This is a genomic window from Methanocalculus natronophilus (assembly GCF_038751955.1).
Lineage (GTDB): Archaea > Halobacteriota > Methanomicrobia > Methanomicrobiales > Methanocorpusculaceae > Methanocalculus > Methanocalculus natronophilus.
The window spans coordinates 60,990-85,543 of record NZ_JBCEXH010000005.1; the positions used below are offsets into that span (position 1 = coordinate 60,990).

16 protein-coding genes and 1 tRNA gene are annotated in these 24,554 nt (G+C 52.5%); 7 read left to right on the plus strand and 10 right to left on the minus strand.

Annotated features, from left to right (window positions below; genetic code table 11):
- Window positions 1-43: 43 nt before the first annotated feature.
- Window positions 44-592 carry a diacylglycerol/polyprenol kinase family protein gene (locus tag ABCO64_RS07210; protein ID WP_253459918.1) on the minus strand — a complete coding sequence of 183 codons (549 nt, stop codon included), beginning with the start codon at window positions 590-592 and terminating at the stop codon, window positions 44-46.
- 187 nt (window positions 593-779) lie between these two features.
- A complete protein-coding gene (locus ABCO64_RS07215) occupies window positions 780-1,181 on the minus strand; it encodes a cupin domain-containing protein (protein ID WP_253459915.1) in 402 nt (133 codons plus the stop codon).
- A gap of 313 nt (window positions 1,182-1,494) precedes the next feature.
- On the opposite strand from ABCO64_RS07215, the gene ABCO64_RS07220 reads away from it, so the two are divergent.
- The 4 genes from ABCO64_RS07220 to ABCO64_RS07235 all read left to right on the plus strand — a co-directional run bounded on the left by ABCO64_RS07220 (window position 1,495) and on the right by ABCO64_RS07235 (window position 10,343).
- Window positions 1,495-2,094 carry an AraC family transcriptional regulator gene (locus ABCO64_RS07220; RefSeq protein ID WP_253459913.1) on the plus strand — a complete coding sequence of 200 codons (600 nt, stop codon included), beginning with the start codon at window positions 1,495-1,497 and terminating at the stop codon, window positions 2,092-2,094.
- A 435-nt stretch (window positions 2,095-2,529) separates the two neighbouring features.
- Window positions 2,530-3,975: a transposase gene (locus ABCO64_RS07225; protein WP_253459910.1), complete on the plus strand. Its 1,446-nt coding sequence runs from the start codon at window positions 2,530-2,532 to the stop codon at window positions 3,973-3,975.
- A gap of 14 nt (window positions 3,976-3,989) precedes the next feature.
- Window positions 3,990-6,533, plus strand: a complete 2,544-nt coding sequence (locus tag ABCO64_RS07230) for a hybrid sensor histidine kinase/response regulator (RefSeq protein WP_253459907.1) — start codon at window positions 3,990-3,992, stop codon at window positions 6,531-6,533.
- A 63-nt stretch (window positions 6,534-6,596) separates the two neighbouring features.
- Window positions 6,597-10,343, plus strand: coding sequence for a PAS domain S-box protein (locus tag ABCO64_RS07235; RefSeq protein WP_253459904.1), 3,747 nt, complete (start codon window positions 6,597-6,599; stop codon window positions 10,341-10,343).
- 102 nt (window positions 10,344-10,445) lie between these two features.
- Here ABCO64_RS07235 and ABCO64_RS07240 read toward each other — a convergent pair whose 3' ends face one another.
- Both ABCO64_RS07240 and ABCO64_RS07245 read right to left on the minus strand, forming a co-directional pair.
- Window positions 10,446-11,633 carry a PAS domain S-box protein gene (locus ABCO64_RS07240; protein ID WP_253459901.1) on the minus strand — a complete coding sequence of 396 codons (1,188 nt, stop codon included), beginning with the start codon at window positions 11,631-11,633 and terminating at the stop codon, window positions 10,446-10,448.
- 199 nt (window positions 11,634-11,832) lie between these two features.
- Window positions 11,833-12,621 carry an ATP-binding protein gene (locus ABCO64_RS07245; protein WP_343089310.1) on the minus strand — a complete coding sequence of 263 codons (789 nt, stop codon included), beginning with the start codon at window positions 12,619-12,621 and terminating at the stop codon, window positions 11,833-11,835.
- On the opposite strand from ABCO64_RS07245, the gene ABCO64_RS07250 reads away from it, so the two are divergent.
- Complete coding sequence (locus ABCO64_RS07250; RefSeq protein ID WP_253459895.1) at window positions 12,577-13,983, plus strand: ATP-binding protein; 1,407 nt, start codon at window positions 12,577-12,579, stop codon at window positions 13,981-13,983. The two genes, ABCO64_RS07245 and ABCO64_RS07250, sit on opposite strands and share 45 nt — an antisense overlap.
- A gap of 113 nt (window positions 13,984-14,096) precedes the next feature.
- Here the strand turns inward: ABCO64_RS07250 and ABCO64_RS07255 are convergent.
- The 6 genes from ABCO64_RS07255 to ABCO64_RS07280 all read right to left on the minus strand — a co-directional run bounded on the left by ABCO64_RS07255 (window position 14,097) and on the right by ABCO64_RS07280 (window position 21,559).
- Window positions 14,097-14,179, minus strand: a tRNA-Leu gene (locus ABCO64_RS07255).
- Between the two features lie 49 nt (window positions 14,180-14,228).
- Window positions 14,229-18,122 (minus strand): DNA-directed DNA polymerase II large subunit, encoded by a 3,894-nt coding sequence (locus ABCO64_RS07260; protein WP_253459892.1) that lies wholly within the window; start codon window positions 18,120-18,122, stop codon window positions 14,229-14,231.
- 9 nt (window positions 18,123-18,131) lie between these two features.
- Entirely contained in the window at window positions 18,132-18,635 is a 504-nt protein-coding gene (locus ABCO64_RS07265) for a HEAT repeat domain-containing protein (RefSeq protein WP_253459890.1), read from the minus strand.
- Window positions 18,625-19,587 (minus strand): mechanosensitive ion channel family protein, encoded by a 963-nt coding sequence (locus ABCO64_RS07270; RefSeq protein WP_253459888.1) that lies wholly within the window; start codon window positions 19,585-19,587, stop codon window positions 18,625-18,627. Before ABCO64_RS07270 ends, ABCO64_RS07265 begins: the two co-directional genes overlap by 11 nt.
- Entirely contained in the window at window positions 19,588-20,301 is a 714-nt protein-coding gene (locus ABCO64_RS07275) for a DUF432 domain-containing protein (RefSeq protein ID WP_253459885.1), read from the minus strand.
- A gap of 82 nt (window positions 20,302-20,383) precedes the next feature.
- The gene (locus ABCO64_RS07280; protein ID WP_253459883.1) at window positions 20,384-21,559 is read right to left on the minus strand and encodes a HEAT repeat domain-containing protein; all 1,176 of its coding nucleotides are present in this window, start codon (window positions 21,557-21,559) and stop codon (window positions 20,384-20,386) included.
- Window positions 21,560-22,231: 672 nt separating this feature from the next.
- On the opposite strand from ABCO64_RS07280, the gene ABCO64_RS07285 reads away from it, so the two are divergent.
- Window positions 22,232-22,720 (plus strand): metal-dependent transcriptional regulator, encoded by a 489-nt coding sequence (locus ABCO64_RS07285; protein ID WP_253459881.1) that lies wholly within the window; start codon window positions 22,232-22,234, stop codon window positions 22,718-22,720.
- Window positions 22,721-22,766: 46 nt separating this feature from the next.
- A complete protein-coding gene (locus ABCO64_RS07290; RefSeq protein ID WP_253459879.1) occupies window positions 22,767-24,545 on the plus strand; it encodes an SLC13 family permease in 1,779 nt (592 codons plus the stop codon).
- Window positions 24,546-24,554: the final 9 nt, after the last annotated feature.

Below are 24,554 nucleotides of genomic sequence, written 5' to 3' on the forward strand. Positions count from 1 at the left end.
CCACCACTCATGACGCACACAGCACGGGAAACAGGTGAGAGTGTCAGACCAGTATCCAGAGCAGCAGGCAGATGCTGATCGGGATGACAAGGTTGTCATCAATTGGCGAATAGAGCTCGATTACTGCTGTTGCAGCCGCGGTGATGAGAGCAAGGAGCGGGGCGATGAGGAGAGCAAGGACTGCTGTTGTTGCAAGCATGCCTGCTAGTGTCCCCTCAAGCGTCTTCTTCTGATAAATCCGGTGTTTTCCATACTTCACTCCCACTATCGTCGAGATGGAGTCATGGATTCCGAGTGCAAGAACAGCAACTGCAGCAATCGTCATCGGGAAGAAGACGATACAGATCAGAATCCCGACAACAAACGCAAGCGCACCCTGTGCCGGGACGGTGCGCTTCCGTTCCAGCCATTTCATGATCGTGCCGAGCACCGGAGGCGAGTACCCGCGTGTAAAGATTTCAAGGAGGAGAAAGCCGATGAAGAGGATAAAGGTGAAGAAAACGATGGCATACTCGCGATCAAGGATAAGAATGAGGGCGGCAGCACCTACTCCGAAGAGGAGGTGGCTTGCCTGGCGGAGGAGCTCTTTCATTCCATGAGAGGTGGTGCCAGGTGCATTTATAAGCTTGGAAAAGATGCCTGGAAATGATGCACGACCAGAAACCGGGCTGGTGCCCGAAACTGCCGGATATGAATTTCAGATGCGTGCCCGATGACCAACTCAACCGGTTTGGAGAGGGTCAGTCGCGAAAAAAGAAGGTGGTATTTTTTCAGGCTGGTTACTCGGTCGTTCTGCCGTCGAAATGCTCATGGGCGGCATCGGCCACTGCTTTTGTTGCGTGGATGGTTCCGTCCTTGTGTTCCGGGGGGGCATAGAGGGTATAGAGCCGGAGATCACCAGCTGAGGAGGTGTTGATCACGTTATGCTCTGCACCTGCAGGGACGATGACCGCCGTTCCGTCTTTCACGGCATGTTCCACACCGTCAATGACGACTGTTCCTTCTCCCTCCTCGAAGCGGAAGAACTGGTCGATGTCATCATGGACTTCTGATCCGATCTCTTCGCCGGGCTTTAAGCTCATCAGCACGAGCTGGCTGTACTTTCCTGTATAGAGGACTCTGCGGAAATCGGTGTTCTTTACGGTCTCTGTCTCAATATCTGCTGCAAAACCTTTCTTCATGGGTAAAACCTCGCATATGGGTACGGCTGAAGTTGCTGAAGGCTCTGGAGTGAAGGTACTGATACGTCTCTGCCGTTCTACACAATAATTGGAGAGGCGACTATTTCTTCGTACGTATACCGGCATGAATGTTCCTGCCTGACACCCCGGTGCCGGGAAGGCAGGCCTCCTGTGCCGGGAAGGGAGTGCAATCACTTTCATGCTCCGGGGTACCGGGTATATGAACCAGGTCAAAGAGACATACGTTGTAATCCAGGCAATGGAGAAGAGACTCCTCCCACCTGGATTGGAACAGAAAAACAGGTGATATGATTTGAAGATCATACTTGAACCAGAGATCAGGGACATTGAAGAGAGAACTGTCGCAGCAGTCTCATTTGTCGGCAACTACATTGGAAATCCAGCCGTTTTTGAGCGGCTCTTCAACACGCTCTTTCACTTTGCAGGGCCGCGGCAGCTGATTCAGCCGGAGACGGTCTTTCTCTCTGCATACTATGATGATCCCGACACAACACCCCCTGAGGATCTGTTCGTCGATGTCTGCATGACCATTGGACCTGATGTGGTTATCGAAGCTGATCAGAATCAGGGAGAGGCAGAAGGAGAAGGAAAAAGAAAAGGAGAAGGAAAAGGAAAAGGAGAGTTCCTGCAGGGAGACCAGGACGATCTGCCCGGAGAGATACAGGGAGGAGTTCAGAAGAAGCAGCTTCCGGGGGGCAGGTTCCTCGTTATGCGTGTTGAGCTGAACGGGCCGGAGGAGTATGCTCCTGCATGGTACCAATTGGTGGAATCAGCAGCTGAACAGAACCTGGAGCTGGATCTCTCCCGGCCAGGCTATGAGATCTATCTCAACTCACCAAATGACCATCCGGAAAAGCACCATATCGTGGAGATCAGCCTCGGGCTGAAGTGAATGGGAAGTGACGGGGGGGCAGATGTATCCTCCCGTGGTGTATCCTCCCGTGGATAGGAAGACTGAAGGTAAGACCGTGTTCGTGTCAGCTACCGTATTGCTGTATGTGTTCCCGTGGCTGATACCAGCTGCACCCGGCCAAGGCCCCCCGGTGCACTTTTTTGCATGCAGACTGGCCTGTCTGGGAGACTATGAGTTGATATTATAAGCAAGATATTAGTTGGCATATAAATCAAATGGACACCTTTATCGTTCTCTGTACCAATTGGAGATCATGCCCCATCCGGGATCCGGCAATAATGAGATCCCGATCCTGTACGTGGATCCCAAACTTTTCAACACATAGGGCATAATCTCTTCACATAATGCTTTTTTCATCAAATCATGGCCGCATGACCAAAAGATCTATATAGTATTATTCCCTAATATTATGTCATGGAAGACTGGGCTAAAGAGTGGCTTGCAAAACAGCGCAAGATGGGAAAGAAGTGCCTTGAGATCAAGTATATCCAAGGGAAACCCTACGTCTATTACTCGACCAGTACATACAACAGGGAAACAAAGAAGACAAAGAAGATCTCGGAATATATCGGGCGACTTACTCAGGACAGAGGTCTTCTTGTCAAGGGTTCAACCCGCCCGTCTCAGGAGGCTGCTACCACGAATACATCCATTCCAAGACCGCGTTCTGCACATGAATATGGGAACGCAAAACTGATGGTTGACGAGGTTCAGGATCTTATTCCCATCGTCACTGAGGCATTCCCTGACCACTGGGAAGAGATTCTCGCCCTTGTCTTCACCCGTGTCTCCGGGTATCTGCCTTTGAAACGAGTCAAACCGGCATGGGAGAAACTGGATAATCTGCTGGATATCTCACCGAATTGTTCTCCCAAGAACCTTTCTCTCACACTCCGGGCTATCGGTGACGATATCATCGGACAGGATATGGTCTTCAAACATCTCTGCCAGGGAAACCGCCATCTCATCTATGATCTCTCGTTTATCTTCTCACTCTCAGATAATCTCTCTCTTGCCGAATGGGGACGCAACCACGAGGAGATTGCCCTGCCTCAGGTAAACCTGGCCCTGTTTTGCGGACTCGAAACTGGCCTCCCGGTGATGCTTCGAGCGATTCCCGGATCAGTGAAGGATGTCAAAACACTTCTCCCCTCAATGGATGAGTTGAAACTTGAGGATGCGATCCTCATCCTTGATCGGGGATTTGTCTCAGAGGAGGTGCTGCAAGGAATATTTGAGCGGAACTGCTCGGCGATCGTTCCACAACGACGAAATAGTACATATTTCGAGACGCGGATTCATTTGAAAGAGAAATTTTTGTACCATAAAAGATTGATTCGTGGCGGTAAAAGAGAGATTGGAGATAGGTTCCTTTATCTCTTTGAGGATAAGGACCTTGAGCTTGAAGAATGCAAAACACTCTTTAAAAACGTCAGGAAAGGGAATATTACCGAGATTGAAGCGAAGAAACAGGAGAAGCTGGCAGGACGCATTCTCTTTGTTTCGAATGTCGATAAAACGCCCGAGGAGATTTATGAACTCTACAAGACCCGTGATCTTGTTGAACGGTTCTTTGATACTCTGAAAAATGAAGTGCAGGCAGATGTGTTGTATCTTGGTGACCGGAGCGCAGTATGTGGGCACCTGTTTGTCGGGTTTCTCTGCCTGTATCTCTATTGCAAGCTTCAGGCAGTTATTAAGAGAGCCGGGTTGACATCCGAGTATGCTCCCAAAGATGTCCTACTGATCTTTTCTAAAGTGATGCGGATCTCCTATGATGGATTTGAACAGATCACTGAGGTGCCAAAGAAGGTTCGAGAGCTTGAGAAGAAGCTGAACCTCGATTTATTCCCTAAGTGAGAGCATAGTTTGGGGTGGATGATGACCCGGAGCTTCAGACAGCTCTGAAGGCTTTTCTTGAAAAGAGTGAGGAAGTACGGGTTGATACCGCAGGCTCGGCTGAAGCAGCGTTGCCGATGCTTGAGACGTGCAGGTATCATGCAGTCGTCTCAGACGATCTCTGTACCAGCAGTACCGGAATGGATGGGAGAGCCTTTGTCCAGGCACTCCGGGAGCGGGGCGACAGAACACCTGTTCTCTTCTTCTCAGAGAGAGGAGGAGAGGAGTTCATCATTTCAGCCTTTGAGAGCGGCGTGGATTTCACGCTCCTGAAAGGTGATAACCCGGAATCCCGGTTTGCCGAGCTTGAGAGGAAGATCAGGAAAGCTGTTGCTCTTCGCGGATGTGAAGACGGAGAGAGAAGAACAGAAGACGAGGAGAGGGTGAGAGCCGAGAAGTACCAGATACTGGTGGATCGGGCAAGCCAGATGCTCTTTGTACATGATCTCTCCGGGGCATTCCTCGATGTCAATGAAAAATCGGTTCAGAACACCGGATACAGCCGGGAGGAACTCCTCTCGATGACCGTGTGGGATATTGACCCGGATACAGAGGAACATGAGTTCACAGAATGGCTCTGGAAGGAATCCAAACCCTACGAGGAGATGATCTTTGAGACACGGCACCAGCGGAAGGATGGATCTGTCTACCCGGCAGAAGTGCATGCAACAAAGGTGATTCTTCATGGGGAACCCTGCATCATGGCCCTTGCAACCGATATAACAGACCGCAAAGAGGCTGAAGCAGAACTCAGGGAGAACGAAAAGACGTTCCGCGGCATCATCGAAAACTTCCAGGACATCTACTATAGAACAGATCTCGAGGGGAGAGTCCGTATGGTGAGCCCCTCAGCCGCCCGGATCCTCGGATATGACTCAATAGAAGAGATAGTCGGCGTTCCTGCCTCGGATTTCTGGGTAAACCCCGATGAGCGGGACGAATTTATGAAGAGGATTACTGAAGAGGGGAGGGTGCATGATTATGAGGTTTTGTTCAGAAAGCGCGATGGAACAACCCTCCCAGCTTCTGTCTCCAGCAGCTGCTACTTTGATGATTCCGGTGCTTTTGCCGGAATTGAAGGAGTTGTCAGGGACATTTCCCAGAGAAAACATGCAGATGAAGCACTCAGGCAGTCAGAGGCAGAAAAAAGTGCAATCTTCCATGCACTTCCGGTGATGCTCACATATTATGATACTGATATGAAGGTGCTCTATGCAAACCAGGTATCAGGAGATTCGGTCGGGCAGAGGCCGGAGGAGATGGTTGGGAGGCACTGTTATGAGATCTGGCAGAATCGATCTGAGCCCTGCCCGGACTGTCCGGTGATCCGGTCCATGACCACCGGGATGGTGGAAGAAGGAGAAGTTGTGGTGCCGGATGGCAGGATCTTTTTGATCAGGGGGTGCCCTGTGTATGATGAGGAGGGGGAGATCAGCGGACTCATTGAGTTTGGCATGGATATTACCGAGCGGAGACGTGCAGAGTTTGATCTTGCGGCTGCACAGATGCGGCTGAAGGAGGCGCACCAGCTTGCAAATATCGGTGTCTGGGACTGGGTGGAGGCAACAGACAGTATGACCTGGTCTGAAGAGTTATATTCAATCGCCGGACGGGATCCGGCTCTCCCGGCACTGAACTACCAGGAGCATGAGCCACTCTACACCCCTGCCAGCTGGGCTCTTCTGAAGCCTGCGATTCACCGGACACTTGAGGCCGGGGAGCCCTTCAGTCTTGAGCTTGAGATGGTGCGTCCGGATGGCAGCATACGAAACGTGCATGCGCTCGGGCGCAGGAGCCATGATTTCAATGGCAGCTGCATCGGGCTTCACGGTGCAGTACAGGATATCACCAGACGGAAAGAGACTGAGGAAGCATTACAGATGGCAAACAACAAGCTCCGGATCCTCGCTGGTATCACCCGCCACGATATCCAGAACAAGCTTATGACGCTCCAGGGATACCTCGAACTTACAAGTCAACAGGCTGAAGATCTTGGAAAATCCGGATACCTGGCTGAGATAGACAGGGCAGCACGAGAGATACAGCGGCAGATTGAGTTCACCCGGACCTATGAGGAGCTTGGGATGCGGCAGCCGGTATGGCAGGCAGTGAGGGATCTCATCAGCACAGTCTCCGATTCGGGGATGCCTGTCGAGGTAGACTGCGTCGGTTACCAGGTGCTTGCCGATCCGATGATCGAGATGGTTTTTGCAAACCTGATGGCAAATACCATCCGGCATGCAGAGGGGGCGAGCAGGGTGACCATTTGGTGCGAGGAGCGGGATGGGAGGCTTGCGATCCTATGGGAAGATGACGGGCCGGGGATCCCGGATGATCAGAAAGAGCGAATATTTGAGCGGGGCGTTGGCAGAAACACAGGCTTTGGCCTCTTCCTCTCGCGTGAGATCCTCTCGATCACCGGGATTGCAATTGCCGAGTGCGGAGCGTATGGGACGGGGGCGGGGTTTGAGATACTGGTGCCAAAAACGGGATGGAAGAGACATTCTGGCAATACCTGATTTCCCTGCACACCTGCCCAACTGAGAAAGAATTTTTCTACTTCAGTGTTCATCATACAATGGATGAAAAGCACCGGAACCGGGGAACTGCCTGTCTCCGTTCTCTATGTTGATGACGAGCCTGCACTCCTTGAGATAGGGAAACTCTTCCTTGAACAGGCAGGTGATATTACCGTTACAACAGCGGAGGGTGCAGAAGAAGCAATCCAGCTCATTAAAGGCCGCCATTTTGATGGAATCGTCTCTGATTACCAGATGCCTGGTATGGATGGGATCGCGTTTCTCAAACACCTGAGGGAATCCGGTAATACCATTCCTTTCATAATCTTCACCGGGAAAGGGCGTGAGGAGGTGGTGATCGAAGCCTTAAACAGCGGCGCGGACTTCTACCTCCAGAAAGGCGGCGATCCGAAGTCCCAGTTTGCCGAACTCACCAATATGATCCGCGCCGCCATCAGCCATAAGATGGCTGAAAAACTCGCAAAAGAGACGGAGAAACGGCTCTACGATATCATCCAGTTCCTCCCTGACCCCACATTCGCAATCGATTCTTCCGGAGTGGTAATCGCCTGGAACCATGCAATCGAGGAGATGACCGGCATTGCTGCACAGGATATGGTTGGAAAGGGCAATTACGAATATGCTGTTCCCGTTTACGGGGAACGCCGGCCGATCCTGATCGATCTCGTATCAATCGCTGATGATGAATTACTGCAATCAAAATACGCTTCCATCAGGAGGGAGGGGGATATCCTCATTGCCGAGATAGCAATGCCAGGACAGAGTGGGGGATACGCCATCTTCGCCGGAAAGGCATCCCCCCTCTATAATGAGGATGGAGAGGTCGTCGGGGCAATCGAGACATTACGCGATATTACAGAACAGAGGCGCTCTGAAGAGGCACTCCAGGAGAGCGAGGAGCGGTACCGTCTCACACTGGATGCAGCCAATGACGGAATCTGGGACTGGGATATTACAAGTGGCAGCGCCTTCTTCAGTGACCGCTGGTATACGATGCTTGGGTACAAACCAGGCGAGATGCCGGGATCATATGCAACATGGAGATCGCTTGTTCACCCAGACGATCTGAAGCGGGCTGAAGATTTTATCCAGAACCATATCAGGGAGGAAAAAGGAAGTTTCCAGCTTGAGTTCCGGATGCTGACAAAAGATGGCGGCTGGAGATGGATCCTTGCCCGCGGCAGGATCGTCAGCCGCGATGCAGAGGGAAAGCCTCTCCGGCTCCTTGGAACCCATACCGATATCACCGGGCGGAAGGAGACTGAGAAAGCATTAGAGGAGAGCGAGCGGCTGTACCGGCTGATCACCGAGAATATGACCGAGACGATAACGATCATGGATCTCTCGTTCCGGTTCAGGTACGTCAGCCCGTCAATTGAAGCCCTGCGGGGATATACAGTTCTGGAAGCTCTCTCTCAGTCTCTGGAAGATATTCTGGCACCAGATTCCCTGGCGATTGCCCACCAGACATTCCATGAGGCAATGGCTCGTGAGGCTGCCGGAGAACCTGTTGGGGTTATGAGCCTCGATCTTGAAACCTACCACAGGGATGGAAGAACGATCTGGGTGAATAATACCATGACCGTCCTTCGTGACAGCGATGGGGTTGCCACAGCAATCCTCATCGTCGGCAGGGATGTGACCGAAAGGAAGAGAGCTGAACTTGATGCTGACAGGAACAACCGCCTCATTGAAGCGATGCTGGACGGCATCCCTGATATCGTCGGCGTCCAGCTGCCGGATCATACGATCCTCAGGTACAATAAGGCAGGCTATGAGATACTTGGCCTGACACCAGGGGAGGTTGAAGGGAGGAGATGTTTTGAGATCATCGGCCGGACAAGCCCCTGCGAGGACTGTGCCACAACGCAGGCAGTCAGATCAAAGAAGCTGGAGACCGTCGAGAGATACATCCCAGAATTTGGAAAGTATCTGGAATGCACGAGCAACCCGGTTCTTGATGAGAACGGCGAGGTCGAGCAGGTAATCGAGATCCTCCATGATATAACCGGGTGGAAAGAGTCCGAAGAGGAGCTTCTCAGAAGCGAGGAGCGGTTCAAAACCATCTTTATGGAATCCCCGGTATCTATTATTATCCATGATCGTGACTCTGGCGGGATCATTGACGCGAATACAAAAGCATGTTCCAGTTATGGCATCTCTTCAGTTGAAGAGCTGAAAGCACATGATTTCTGGATGGAACCGCCGTATTCCTTCAATGAGGCCTATGCCTTGCTGCAGAAGGCAGCAGCAGAAGGGCCGCAGGAGTTTGAGTGGCAGAGCCGCTCTGTGACAGGGGAGCGGTTCTGGGAACAGGTCCGGCTGATCACTGTGGTCATCGGTGGCGTGGAACGAATCCTGGCGATAGCTGTTGATATCACAGAGCAGAAGCGTGCGGAGGAAGCACTGCTTGCCACTGAAAGGCGCTTCAGAACCCTTTTTGAGAACATGACTGCCGGTTTTGTCCTCTTTGAGGTTATCGGGGATGAAACAAACAGTCCTGTGGATCTTCGCATTCTCGAAGCAAATAAAGGTTTTGCTACCATTGCCGGATTAAAGACAGAGGATATCATAGGCAAATCATTAACAGAAGTATTACCCGGAATAGAGCATGACCGGGCAGATTGGATCAAAAGGTATGGAAACGTTGCGCAGACCGGGGTGCCGCTACGGTTTGAGCAGGGATCAGAGCTCCTTGGTATCGAGTTTGATATCGCTGCCTACCAGGTCGAGCCAGGCCAGTGTGCTGTAACATTTTCAGACATCACCAAACGGAAGAGACAGGAAGAGGAACTGGAAGGCTTTTTCACAGTTAATCTGGATTTGTTGTGCATCGCCGACCTGGATGGAAACTTCATAAAGACCAATGAGGCATGGAGTACTATTCTTGGGTATTCAACCAGGGAACTTAATACAAGGAAGTTCCTTGATTTTGTGCATCCAGAGGATATGCAGGCCACTCTCGATGCCATTGCCGATCTCAAACGGGGTGAGGAGGTCCTGAACTTCACCAACCGCTATCTCTGTAAAGACGGTTCATACCGGCATATCGAGTGGCGGTCACATCCCAAAGGCAACCTGATTTACGCGGCTGCACGGGATATCACCGAGCGGGTAGCCGCTGAGGAAGCACTCCAGGAAGCAAACAAAAAACTCAGCCTGCTCAGCTCCATCACCCGTCATGATATTCTGAATAATATCATGATACTGAAGGGATATATTGAGCTTGGCAGCGATATGAGCAGCAATCCGAAACTCACCGGATATCTCAATGAGATGGAGAAGGCAACATCTTCCATACAGAAACAGATAGAATTTACACGATTATACGAGGAGATTGGTGTCACGGTGCCTGCCTGGCAGACCATAGATGATCTCATCGGATTGATTGATACACCACACATTCCCATCCAGCACTGTTGTCACGGTATCGCTGTCTTTGCTGATCCGATGATCGAGAAGGTCTTTTTCAACCTGATGACAAATACCATCCGGCATGCAGAGGGGGCAAGCCGGGTAACCATTTGCTGCGAGGAGCAGGATGGGAGGCTTGCGATCCTATGGGAAGATGACGGGCCGGGGATCCCGGATGATCAGAAAGAGCGAATATTTGAGCGGGGCGTTGGCAAAAACACAGGCTTTGGCCTCTTCCTCTCGCGTGAGATCCTCTCGATCACCGGGATTGCAATTACCGAGTGCGGAGCGTATGGGACTGGGGCGAGGTTTGAGATGGTAGTGCCAAAAACGGGATGGAAAAGAGAGCAGGGAGACTCCAAATTGGGATCATGAAAGACAGGGGAGGAGGAATAAACCCTGGATATGGGCGAAAAGGAGATCAGTTGGGAACAACGAAGTTCTCAGGGTTGTTTACACAGTCGCCAGAGAGCCTTCTTACCCCGAATCAGAAGCCCTGGTATTAGTTATATCCGTTATATCCGTTATATCCTCGACTGAAGAGAGTATGCAGGGTCTGTTCTCTATTGTGATGAAATTTGAAGAGATACGGCAGATACCTATCTCGCCTGACTTTTTTCGGAAGCGCAGTTCCATGCCCCTGACAACCCGTTCTTCCCTGAGTTTTGAATAGAAAGCATCCCATTTTTCATCGGCAACAAGAAGACCAGGTTCTTCAACAGTCTTTCCGATCACCTCATCCCGGGAGTAGCCAAAGCTCTCCTCAAACATATCATTGACATCCACAAACACCCCGTCTTCAAGGGAGACGAGTATCAGGGAGACCGGGGTGTGCTTAAAAATTGCCCTCAGCCTCTTCTCGGATTCTTTTATAGCAGTTTCAGCTTCAATCTGCCCGGTTATATCCCTGATAGATAAGAGGACTGCGGGTCTCGTACCAAATTCAATTTCATTCCCGATACATTCAACGACCAACTCATTTCCCCTGAGTGTCTTAATCCGGTACTGGAGATAATATGGTTCATTCTCATTCCGGACCCCGGCAAGAGCTGAAACGGCTCTCTCCCGCTCTGCTGGGGGGATGATGAAATCAAGTGCATTGATGTTGTCGTTTGTGTCTATACCAGGATCGCTCTCAATTATCGCTGATGCCCTGGGGTTTGCAAAGAGGATCCGTCCATTATAGTCCACGATGATGATCCCTTCGTATGATTGTTCAACCAGGGTCCTGAATATCTCTGTGCTCCTCCAGAGTGCTGCCTCTGCCTGTTTCCTCTGAATGGCGTATTCGATCTTTCTGCTGAGTTCTGCAAACAGGGCTGCCGGGCTTCCACCTTTCTGGATATAGAAGTCTGCGCCGCTGTTTAAGGCATCGATCACCACCTCCTCCCTTCCCCTTCCGGTTAAGATGATGAAGGGAGTCTGGCTGTCCATCTCACGGAGATACTGGAGAAGCGAGATCCCATCCATACGCGACATCTGGTAATCGGAGACTATCGCATCAAAATGCTGTTCCCTGAGGAGAAAAAGAGCGTCCTCTGCATTATCCACAACAGTTACAGAAAAAACTCCGGATTTTTCCAGAAAATACTTTCCCACATCCAGAAGCGTAGGTTCATCATCCACGAGGAGAAGGCGGAAAACCGGGTTCCCGGTTGGCGGCATATATATGTGATTGGGCTAAAAGACAATAATTTTTCCGATGAGGTTTATATGAGAGAGAGAGAGAGAGAGAGAGGCAGGAACATTCGGCTCTCATTACTCCAGACATTCCTGTTTTTAGAGAGCTCGTCTGTAGTTCTTCAGCCGACCACTTCACCCGCAAACACCAATATCCAAAGATAATACCATATTTACCACGATTTTACCCAAAACCCACCAGAAACGCCGTTATGGGAATGACCTCAATCTTCAATCCATCCACCATCATGGTCTTCTGCTGGTGTTCTGTGATGATCGTTCCCCCCGGTAGGCCGAACTTTTTGCAGGCCATGATGAGACCGGCAACCTCCCGCTCCATATTCTGATCATGCAGCTCATAGCAGACCTGATAGAGAGCGGTGATCCGGCCCTTCTCCTGTATGATAAAATCACATTCATACCCGCCCTGACCCCCTTCATTGAGATAGAAGAGCCCTGTTCCCTGCCCCCGGCGGACGAACTCGTTGAAGATGATGTTCTCATATAGCCGGCCGATATTGTCGGAGAAGAGGAACGAGACGGCATTGACAAATCCGGTGTCGATACAATAGTATTTCAGATCACTTCTCAGCTGCTTCTTCAGGGAGTAATCATAGTTCCGGAGCTCTGCTATCATATATGTTGCTTTGAGGTAATCGAGATACCCGGATACGGTGGTGTAGTTGTACGAAAGCGCCTTACTGATACTGTGGACGCTGTTCTGTTTCGTATCATTTGTCAGGAGATATTCGACCATTTTCTTCAGCATACCATAGTTTCTCAGGTTATATCGTGCCAGGATATCATGCAGCAGGATCGTGTTGAAGTATGAGAGGATCTCTTCCTTCTTCAGATCCCAGTCAGCAAGTACGACCTTCGGAAACCCCCAACAATAATTATATCTATAATGATTACAATAATAATCATTATGAGATTCTATGGCAGGAGAGACGAGCTCAGGCTGATGGAGCACCTCTATGCACAGAGCCCTTCATTCCTCGTCGTCACCGGCAGGCGGCGGGTTGGAAAGACTGAGCTGATCCTTGAGTTCTGTAAAGAGAAGCCTGCCATCTACTTCTATGTTGATGCAAACAAGAGCATCGGAAGCCTGCTGGAAGAATTCTCCCGGCTGATGAGAGAGACCCTGAATCTCCCAGGCTATGTCAGGCTGGAAACACCGGAAGCCTTCCTTGAATTCCTCTTCTCGTACAGGGAGCCGCTTGTTGTCGTCTTCGATGAGTTCCAGCGGTTCCAGAAGATTGATCCCTCCTTCATCTCACAGCTCCAGCGGTATTGGGACACCTCACGGCGTAACTCCAGCCTCTTCATCATTGTATCGGGATCATCTGTTGGCATGATCCGTGAGATCTTCCTCTCAGGCGGCGCCCCCCTCTTCAAGAGGGCAGACACCATCCTCACCCTGAAGCCATTCGGTCCGGAGGAGTGCCTCGCTATCCTCGGCGATATCGGGGTGTTGGAACCAGATGATCGCCTCGATCTCTACCTCCTCTTCGGTGGAGCGATCTACTACTATACATATCTTGAGAAGTTCGGATGTACGGATATGGAGAGTGCACTCAGCCGCCTGCTCCTCAATGACTTTGCTCCGCTTGCATACGAGATGAGAGATATCGTTGTTGAGGTGTTTGGCCGCGAACATGCAACCTATTATGAGATACTCGCTGCAATCGCCTCAGGGAAACAGTCGCAGAAAGAGATAGCAGATGCAATCCATATTGCCCCGACATCGCTTCCCACATATCTCCGGGATCTTATCGATCTCCTCGGGATCATCGAGTACCGCACACCCGTCACCGAGAGGGGCAGGCGCTCGAAGATGGGCAGGTACATCTTCTCAGACAACTTCTTCCGGTTCTATGCCCGATACATTTACCGAAACAGAAGCCTCTACCAGTCCGGCCGCTACGGAAAGCTGCTGAACCTGATCCAGGATGAGTGGAAGGGCTTCTCGGGGTTTGCATTTGAAGAGATGGTGAGAACCCTTCTCAGGGAAAGCCTCATCCCGGAATATGATGCAGTCGGCTCATGGTGGAACCGCCGGGGAGACGAGATCGATCTCCTCGCCTTATCCGGGGGAGCAGATCTTGTGGTGGAGATCAAGAACACAACACTCACCCGCTCCGAGGCATATTCCCTTCTCACCTCTTTACAAGCCAAACTTCCCGCCGTGCAGGGGCTCTCCGAGCAGGTAACGCTCGGCATCGCTGCCCGTGAGATTGAGGATAGAGAAGAGTTAAGGGAAGAGGGTTTTTACTGTATGGAGATTGAGGAGATGCTTGGGCAGAACACTATGAAGAAGGCAAAAGAGACGTGAACCCTTTCCTACTTTGTCCCGCCCACCTCAAGGTGGCCTCATCCGTTTCAGAAAGGTCTTACTCACTATTCAGATGATTGGCTTGATGAAAATAAAAACTATTCCAAAAACGATGCGAGTGGCAGGAGTCGAACCTGCGAACCCCTACGGGAATCGATCTTGAGTCGATCACCTTTGGCCTCTCGGTAACACTCGCTCCTGAAGGAAGTATATTCGCACTCAAATGCAAAAAAACATTCCTTGACCTACATAAAATCCGCAAGACCCAGCTGAAGCTTCTCCTCCTCGCCAAACGTCGAGTTGATCGAGGCATCGATAACGGCGATCCGCTGTTTCGTATAATCTGAGACCCGGAACTGATCGCAGATCAACAGAGACGCCGCCAGGTACTTCTTCACCGACCCTTCAGTGACCGTCGCAATGATCTTGTTCCCGCACCGGCACTTCCCGGCAAGCGGCATCCTCCGGAACTTCTGGCCGCACCGGGGACAGCGGAACCCCTGTTTTGAGAAGGCATTGAGGTTTCCGATCATATCCCGGATGAAATGCGTCGTCAGCACCCGCTCAGCCAGATCATCCTCATCAACAGCCCGGATCATCTTTGCAAGATCAAGCTCCGCATTCAGCTTATCCACCATCGACCCAAGCCGCGTATACATCGTCGTCTGAGGCCCCGCCGAGATATTGCTGGTATCATGTGTAAACGAGAACCCCTCGTACTGGGCCGGAGTTCCAAGCCGCTTCTCCACGTAATCCACAACCCCTTCAAGATCCTTTGGAGGCGTATAGGTCAGGCAGGCCTCGTACACGGAAAGCGGATACCTGCCCATCACATCCAGATTCAATGTCTCCTTATCCACCTCTTTTGGATCAATCCTGCTCGTTAAGACAAGCGGCGCATCCATCGTACCACCACGGGTTTCCGGGAGAAACGATCGCGAGAAGTTGATGAAACCATCCAGAAGCAGCATCACGCAGTCCTCATCCCCATCGCACTGGCCGCAGAAGATCCCGTTCGCATGGAGCGTATGATCCTCTGCAACCGTAAGACAGTAGACACGGTCTTCCAGGCAGGGAGCAGGTTCCGCAGACCTGATCCGATCCGAGATCACCATCCCCCCCTCCAGTACCGGGACACAATCACCCGGCTTCACCTCAACTGCCCTGATCTTTTTGAGATACGCACAATCCCAGACCAGCATCGCATGATCCGGTGTCACCGCAAGTTTCTTTCCCCGCTCAGTCTCGAAGATGATGAGATGATCAGGGGAGCGGTGGACCGAGACTGACGTAATCGTACGCATCTTCGGTGTTCCGTTCGTATCAATAGCAACAACCATATGGGGGGATGCGGGATCAGAATAAAATGTCCCGAGCCGGTCCGTTCCGGGTTGTGAGATATCGAAATTCTCAAGCACAAATTCCCGGATCGGCATATCCCGCCATCCTTTATCTCCATAGACCCCGATTACCGTATCGCCGTCGAAACAGTTCCGCCGTTTCGCCGCATGGAAGAAAGGATGCGCATACCCGACAAGCGCCTCAGAAAACCCGATCAGGCGGGCGAGCACGCCTGCACTCGTATGCGGTGCAAGACCAACCAGCAGCTGGCCGACGAGATCCTCGGGCTTTTCCGCACGATAGAACCGGGGAAGCCCATACAGCTTCTCCAGGAGATCATCCACAAACCCGGCAACCCTGACCAGGTACTCGCCGCAGTCCCTGGATACCAGGATATCCTGCGGCTTCAGTTCACAGACCTGTTCCCCACCCGTGAGCGGTTCGCCATGGATATCCTGCAGGTAACCAAGGCTTTGAAGCATATCCGGCGACACACCGATCTCATCGGCCCGGAAATGTGTCAGTGGAAGATCAATCATATCATACCTGACAGTCCCGTCCTTGAATACAAAGAGATCGCGGACTGCCCGGAGCGCCCCTTTCTCGATCGGCTCAACCGCACGCTCCCTTGAGATCAGCCCCTTCACGCCTTTCAGGAGCTTGAGATCACCAGGCTTCATGCCAAGTGTTGCAAGCGCATCATCATACTCCTTCCTGATATTCACCTCAAACTCACGGGAACAGGAAGACTGGGTCCCGCACCGGGGACATCGTGCCTCCTCCATCTCTTTGCCGCACGCAACACACCGGAAGACAGGGTCGGTATGGCTGCCGCAGCCGCAACGGTTCCAGAACACAAGATCTCCACAGGACCTGCACCGGCGTTCACCGGCCTCAACCCGGATCTGCCCCTCTGTCTCGATAGCCATCAGGATATCCCCGTTCTCCACCGTCTCCTGCCTGCGTTTTGCTCCCGCTCCCTGGAACGAGCGGCGTGCACCTCCGTCATCTCCGATAGGGAACAGGGCATGGGGTGCGGTCTTCATCTTCCGTGGAGCAGATTTTCCGGGCCTGCCCATCCGGGCACCTATCCGGGTGCCTGCCTTTGAACGGATCCGAAACCCGCTGAGATGGCATGCGGCATCAAGGCCTGATCCAGACTCCTTCAGGCTCTCCCATCCGGGGCGCTTCGCCAGGTCAAATGAGAGGCCGAGGCAGGCAAGCAGGGCATAGCAGCTGGATACCACAATATCATCACCCTGCACCCGGTGCGGAATAAGAATCTCTTCAAGAAGCGCCTTGATCTCCTGGCCATGGCGGATCAGCAGTACCCCCTCTTCCATTCTCCCCTCGGAACAGATGAGATCGGCAAGCCGGCAGAAATCCCGGAGTGATAAATCCTCAAAATACCAGGTATAGTCGGGGTGGAGAGGGGCACCATGCATCGCAAAACTGATCGCCTCCATCTCATTCTCCGGGTGCCGCACACCCCCCTCCTGAAGCCACCATTCCTCACAATATGATGGCGGCACAAGCGGATGGTTGTTCTCCAGGAACTCCCCGTATCCGATCAGGATCTCGCCGACATCCAGGATCATCTCAATAGAGGAGCCAAGACGGATCGCATTATCCAGATCATCTATCCTGAGAACCTCACCTGTATCCAGCCGGACAGTCGGCCCTTCAACAGAGTCCACCGGCACAACACCGGCGGCTTTTCCCGGCCGCTCCACTTTCATCTGGGTACCAGGTGCCAGATACTCGCCCAGGATATGCATGGTTGCTGGATTGAGGCCTGCTGCAGCAAACCCGGAATTTCTGGCCCGTCCGAGCCGGAGACGAAAACCCCCTTTTCGCATCGGGTAGGCAAAGACCGGGCGGCCGGCGATGGCATCCTTGAGGTACTTGTCTTTTGGAAGGATCCCATGCTCCTCCTCGTCACCGGCAGATGAATCCCCCTGGACCAGCCCATCAAGCCAGTCCCAGCCTTCGATCTTCATCTTCTTCACATTTTTCTGGACCTTTGGGGCTTTCAGTGCCAGGCCTTCTGCGATAACAAGTGCCATCCCGCCCCGGACGGCATTCGTCTCCACCCGGTCGAGATTCCGGTATCCCGAAACCTCCTCCTTCTCGGTCGGCTCGCCATCAATGCAGACCGGGCAGTTCCCGATGATCAGCCGGAGCTCCTGGTCGCTTGGAGCATACTGGAGGCTGAGAATATTGTTATACTGCCTGATCTCCTCAATATACCTTTCGATCTCTTCGTTGCGCGGGATATAGCGGTTAATACCAAGCGCCTGCCTGACATAGTCCCCGACCAGCACAGAGAGCGCCTGTGCAGTGCCGCCTGCCGATCGGATCGGGCCGGCATAGTAGATCCTGAGATATTCCGACCCGTCGTCATTCTTTCCGAACCCGACTTTTGCGATCCCCTCAGTCGGGGCAGAGACCACACCTTCTGTCAGGAGCGCCATCGAACAGCGGATCGCGTGATCCACCACCTCTTCCCTGGTCGTCTCCCCGAATTTCCGTGCAACAAAATCATCCCCGATACGAAGGGCTGCCTCCTCACGGGACATCTCCGCTTCAAGTTCCCTGATTCTGGCGGCAACACCCGGCAGATCAAGGAGCGCCTCGACACGGTCAGCAAGATCGTTTGCGATTGGGATCTCGGGTACCGTCTCTGGATCAAACCCAAGCAACCGGGCCTGCCTTGCTATCGAGAGCGCTTCCTCAAGCTGTGCATTGATGGAGGCGAGGTAGCCTTCCATGGCAGGGGACATCGCAGGAAGACTCATAGGTATTGCTTACCTCGTCTCATCGGGAAAGAGTGAATGGATTCCCTCTTCACCCATCCGGAAGAGCACCAGTTCCGCACAGGTCCTGAGGAAGGGATCTTCCCCTTCGGTTGCCTCTTTCAGGGCAGGGATAGCAGAATCCCCAATTCTGCAGAGCGCAAGGGCAGCTGCTCCCCGGACATGGACATCATCATCTGAGAGTGCCGGGATGAGAAATGGAATGACCGCCTCACCCATTGCCGCGAGTGCTGCGGTAAGATACTGGCGGATTTCAGGATCATCAGACTCCCGGATAGCATCGATTGCGGGTTGTGCCGCACCAGTACCCATCCGTGCAAGAGCACGGGCAAGATACCACCGGGTTGTTGCATTCGCTTCGCTCAGGGCAGCCATAATCTCCGGAAGGGCTGCCGGCCCGCGGGCGGCAAGCGCCTCTTCAGCTGATCTCCTTGCCTCAAGATCAGGCTCAGTCACCACCCGTATCAGTGTGCGGATCTCTTCTTCACCAGTCATATGTCTCTCCCGGTTTTGATTTTCCAATCCCTGCATCGGGCTTCTCCGCCTCCTGGAGGGGCACCTCCTTCAAGGGGGGCGGACCCTTAATGGTTTTCATATCAGTCTTTAAGATATTATTGAACCAGAGCTCTCTCTGCGGGAAGGGTACGATGATATCATTCTTCTCAAGCTCAACCTTCAGTTTCCAGAGGAGTTCTGTCCGTAAGCCCCACCAGTAGAGTGATGGAGACCATATCCTGACGACAATATTGACACTTGAATCATCAAGCTTATCCACATAGACAGCCGGTCCCGGGCTCTTCAATGCATACGGCTCTTTTTCGATCATATCCTTGATAACCCTGATCGCCTTGTCTGCATCATCCTGGTACCGGATCCCGATAGTATACTCAAACCGGCGTGCCGGGTGGATCACCAGGTTGGTGATGTCACTTGTGAAGAGTTTCGCATTTGGCATCCGGATATAGGTGCCGTCAAATGCCCTGACGATCGTCGACATAAGCTGGATCTTCTGTACAGTTGCCCAGGTTGAACCGATGATAACGGTATCTCCGATCTTGATCGGCCGCTCGAACATCAAAAAGATCCCCGAAACAAAGTTCGCGACGATATTCTGGGTGGCAAACGCAATTGCGACTGCACCGATACCTCCCGCAACCCAGAGACCGGTCAGATCAAAGTGGAGGTGTGGCAGGATGCTCAGGATCACCACCAGGTAGATCAGGTACGTGACGATGGTGGTCATCAGATCGAGATCTGACGCCGGAACCTTATCCCCAAGCGACCTCTTCAGCCATATTTTGACGAATTGGGCGATCGTAATACCGGCAATGAGAATGATAGCGATCCAGAGGATATCAAGCGTTGTGATCTCCCCGATCAGGGGTCGTGTCAGCAGATCCAATACACTTCCGTCAGCTGGACCGGGAAGTTCTTCTTCGCCATTCATCTAGACCAGCCCCTCCAGCATTTCATAGTAGTTTGGTTTCTCAACACCCGCAACCGTCCGGGTGTAGTAGAGTTCAATTGACTTCTGCATTCCATCCCGTAACGGTTTATTCTCAAATGCGGTGTAGGCAACATTCTGCTTTATAATCTTCATCCCCGCACTCATCGAGACGAGGTCGGTATCATAATAGATCTTCATCCCATAGTTCTCAAAGACCACGCGGGAGACCTCAACCCATCCCTTCATGGTGTTCATCAGATCCAGCTCAACCACCCCGTAGAGACTCGGATCAGGGTTTGGGGATCTGAGGAAGAGCTCGCTGTAGTGGTACCTCGTAATCACACCGGAATCAGTTGGTCCATAGAGGGAGTACTTCGGCGTAACCCGTGAGAGGATATCGATGCACCGGTATGCATCATCCTTCATCACAAAGACTGCAATCTCTATTGGAAAGGTGAGGTAGACCCGGCGTGTCGCCCCAGGTTCGATCTCAATTGGCTCAAACCGGATCTCAAGATACCGGGTCACTTCATCGGGCAGGTTCAAAGGCTCAACCGGGTTGATGATCACTGTACCGGATTCCGATGCAATAACCCGTTCCACCTTTGATCCGCCCAGGTCCCGGGAATACCTGAGAAAATCATCATCCCGTGAAAAACAGAGAGAGAGATCATCTTTCTCAATGCAAAATTCATATCCATACCGCCCATACATCAGGTGAACCATGTACCCCGATACCAATAAATGTTATCTCACATGGGTCTGGTTCAGAGAATGAGAGAGAAAAACCACTCCATCATACGTCTTCATCATTCAATTCACCTGGAGGAGATGATATGGAACATTCGCCGATCCGATCAAGGAGTGGCGCAATCCTCTGGCGTGTCGGTTCATCTGCAGCATCAAAGAGGACGGCAAGCCGCTCGGCAACACCGGGATCGGCAAAGAGCCTCTGCAGGCGCTCAGGGGAGGCCGAATCAAGGATCTCAGCAAGAGCCGGTATGGCCGGAGATCCAATCTGGTGAAGTGCTGCTGCTGCTTCGGCCTTCACCCGGTCCACCGGGTCAAAGAGTGCAGCAGCAAGGCCTGGAACAGACTCCTCTGATCCGATTTCCCCAAGCGCGGATACCGCAGAGAAACGGACATGCGGATCATCTGAAGAGACCTGCCGGATCAGGTCAGGAACAATCCGATCACCAAACCGGGCAAGGGCAAATGCCGCCCGGCTCCGGACATAGGCATCGGGATCGGCAAAAAGCGAGAGGAGCGGTTCAACTGCCCGTGTATCACCGATCTCGCCAAGTGCAATCGCCACCTTCCAGCGGACATCCTCATCCGGATCAGTGAGCATCGTGATGAGCGGGCCAACAGCAGGCTTTCCAATCCGGGCAAGGGCTTCTGCTGCCTTCCACCTGAGACCGGAGTAGGCATCGCTCCTGAGGGATTCCACCAGCAGCTCAATGGCTTTTGGATCCCTGAGAAGGCCAAGTGCATCGATGGCAGCATACCTCTGATCCATCTCGCCGTGGGCAAGAACAGAGAGGAGGGATGTGACATCCCCCTGCTTTCGCATCTCCATAATATCCTCCTCCCGCACCATCATCGCCCGGACACGGTACATACCCTCCTGGAGGGTTTCTGAGACCGGGGTTCTGGCTGGCAGTGCTGTGAAGAGAAATGCCGAGAGGACAGCTGTTGCCAGAAACGATCCGGACCGGAGCAGGGCATCGGGTGAAGGCGTTCCCGTCAGGAGGATCTCAGCAGAGATATGGATAAAGGCGAGATAGAGGGCAACAATTGCCCCCGTATACCGGAAATAGTACGCAGCGAAGATGATAACCAGGTAATAGAGATGCGTATAGCCACTCACAATACCTGCTCCCGCATGAAGGATCAGTTCAGCTGCGGATGCAAGAAGAAGACCAAGGATAATGATCGTAACCTGCAGATTGTGGCCACCCTGCTGGTGCATACCTCCCCATATCAGCATCAGGGAATATATGACCATCGGAAACGCCAGGCCGGGAGCCTGCGGGCAGGACCAATCCACGAACCCTAAAAATCGCAGGTTACGCAGGATCTCTCTCTTCTGTTCATGCGCACAGGCAGACGGAACGCCAGCAGATTCCAAATCTGTTTCGGATTTTTTCTGGAAAGCCCGACATGTTGGGGCATCCATCATACCTCCCGAAGCACCAGAGTATAGAGTAAGCAATCCGGTTGCGGCCAAGAGGGGGGGTGTTCACCTGGGCAATGCAATGGCACCCCCCGGGCAATACCGGATTGCACCAGATAAAAAACATAATGGAGGTGAAGAGAAAAAGAAAAGAGATACGGGGTGCCAGGGAGACAGAGCAGACGGAGGCTTCTGTCACACCCTGCACACATTGTTCGATTGGAGTACCTCATCAGCCAGGGTACCTTAATACCTCATCCAATACCTGTCGGATATGACACAGAACCAGCAACACATTTCATTGATGCACCAGCCAGACAGGCACTCTCTCCGTTCTCCTTTTATGTATTCTTTTATTCCATCTCGGATACAGAAGCATAACCAAAACCTTTTCGGGAACTATTCTTATCTCCGGAAGACTGATATGATAGTAATCAATGGTACTATCAGCAGGTGGGATTTCAATTGATGCATCAGCACCGGGGAGCAGATTCAGATCATGGCAGGCAGAGAGGATGTTCTGTGAATAATCTCTCCAGAAAGGCAGAAGATTATCTAGAGGCAATCTACCGGGTTGCCAGCTCAAAAGGGTATGCACGAACAAAAGACGTGGCACTGGAACTTGGTGTCCGGCCTTCAACTGTTGTTGAGATGTTTCGGAAACTCCATTCATTTGGCCTGCTTGAGTACCGGAGATATGAAGGAGTCGTTCTCCGTCCTGAAGGTGAAAAGATCGGCAGAACCGTCCATCTCAGGCACGAGACACTCAAGGAATTTCTCCTCCTCCTCAGGGTTCCTGAACGGGTCGCCGAGGAGGATGCCTGTTTCATGGAACATGAACTCCATCCTGAGACGATCCAGCAGATCAGAACACTCCTTGACTGCCTTGCAGCAGAACCCGATGCAGCAGATGCGCTCAGGCGACACCTGACAGCAGCCCGCCTCAAAGAACTTTAAAGCAACCTTTTTCTCTCACCTGTTCCAATCAGCAGTTATCAGTCAGATGGATATCCAGATCATACTTGTCGGACTCGTACTTGCCGTCACAATTCTGCTCTTCATAAGTGACCGGGTGCGGATCGATCTCGTGGCGATATTCGCGGCACTCTCACTGGCATGGCTTGGCCTCATCAGCCCGATGGAAGCAATCTCAGGGTTTGCCTCAAATGCGGTCATGGCGATGGCTGCGGTGATGATCCTTGGATATGGGATCGAGCGTACCGGAATCACCGCAAAACTTGCCCGCTCGATTATCAGGTATGCGGGTTCGGGGGAGCGGCGGGTCAGCACAACTGTCGGGATGACGGTCGGGCTCTTATCCTCGGTGATGCAGAACATCGGATCTGCCGCACTCTTCCTGCCTGCAATGAGGAGGATCTGCAAACAGACCAGGATACCCGTCTCCCGGCTGATGATGCCGATGGGGTTTGCCGCAATCCTTGGCGGATGCACAACCATGATCGGATCCAGCCCCCTGATCGTCTTAAACGACCTGCTTATCCAGTCAGATGCTGAGCCCTTCGGTCTCTTTGCCGTCACCCCGGTAGGTCTTGCCCTCCTTGTTGCGGGAGTTGCCCTCTTCGCCTTCTTTGGCGACCGGATACTCCCGAAGAAAGAAGAGAAACCTCCCGGCCCATCCATTGCCGAGATCTGGGGGATCGATCATCCGGTCAGGACCTGCAGCCTCCCCCCAAGCTCCCCGTTTGTCGGCAAAACACGGGAAGAGGCGTTCTTCAAGATCCGTTATGGCCTTGACCTCCTGGCGGTCAGGACCTATACAGATATAACAGTCGCCCCATCCCGATCAATCAGGCTTGAGCCAGGACAGGAGCTCGCCTTCCTTGGGTCTGAGGAGCATTTTCAACAGTTTATCAATGATTCGGGCTGCATCCCGTCCGGAGAAGAGAGCAGGCTCAGGGAGATCCTCGATGGCGAGGGGTTTGGGTTTGCCGAGCTCACTGTTGCGCCACGAGCATCAATCATCGGGAAGACCCCGCGTGAGATCGGGTTCCGGCAGCGTTTTTCTGTTGAACCGATCCTCCACTTCTCAGGTGAGACCGAAAACCGTGTCGATTTCTCAGATATCCCGCTCGCACCCGGAGACACCATCGTCGCGTTTGGATCCTGGGACACGCTCCGGCTCCTTGCAGGGAACCGCGATCTGATCCTGCTCACCCACCCGGAAGGTGAAGGGATGCGGTATGGAAAAAGCACACTGGCAGTTCTGATCTTTGCAGCAGCCCTTGGACTCACCCTGACCGGTATTCCTCTTTCAATCGCTCTCCTCACCGGCGCCCTTGCAATGGTGATCACAGGAGTCCTCACGATAGATGAGGCATACCGGGCAATAGAATGGAAGACGATCGTCTTAATCGCAGGGCTTATACCGCTTGGGATCGCGATGGAGAAGACAGGGGCTGCCGCATTACTGGCAGGATCCCTCACAGACGCATTACTCGGCATGCATCCGCTGGTCATCATGGCAGCTGTTGCGGTGCTTGCCACGATCCTCTCCCTGATCATCTCCAATGTGGCGGCAACCGTTCTTCTTGTTCCGCTTGTGATGATCACCGGCGCCGGTACAGGGATCGATCCCCGGGCCCTTGCACTCTTGGTTGCTGTCTGCGCCTCAAACTCGTTCATCCTCCCGACCCACCAGGTCAATGCCCTCTTAATGGGGCCTGGAGGGTACACCACCAGGGACTTCCTCAGGGCAGGGAGTATTATGACCGTGATCTTCATTGTCATCGCCACAACACTCATTTACCTTCTGGTTGCATAGTCGATGTTG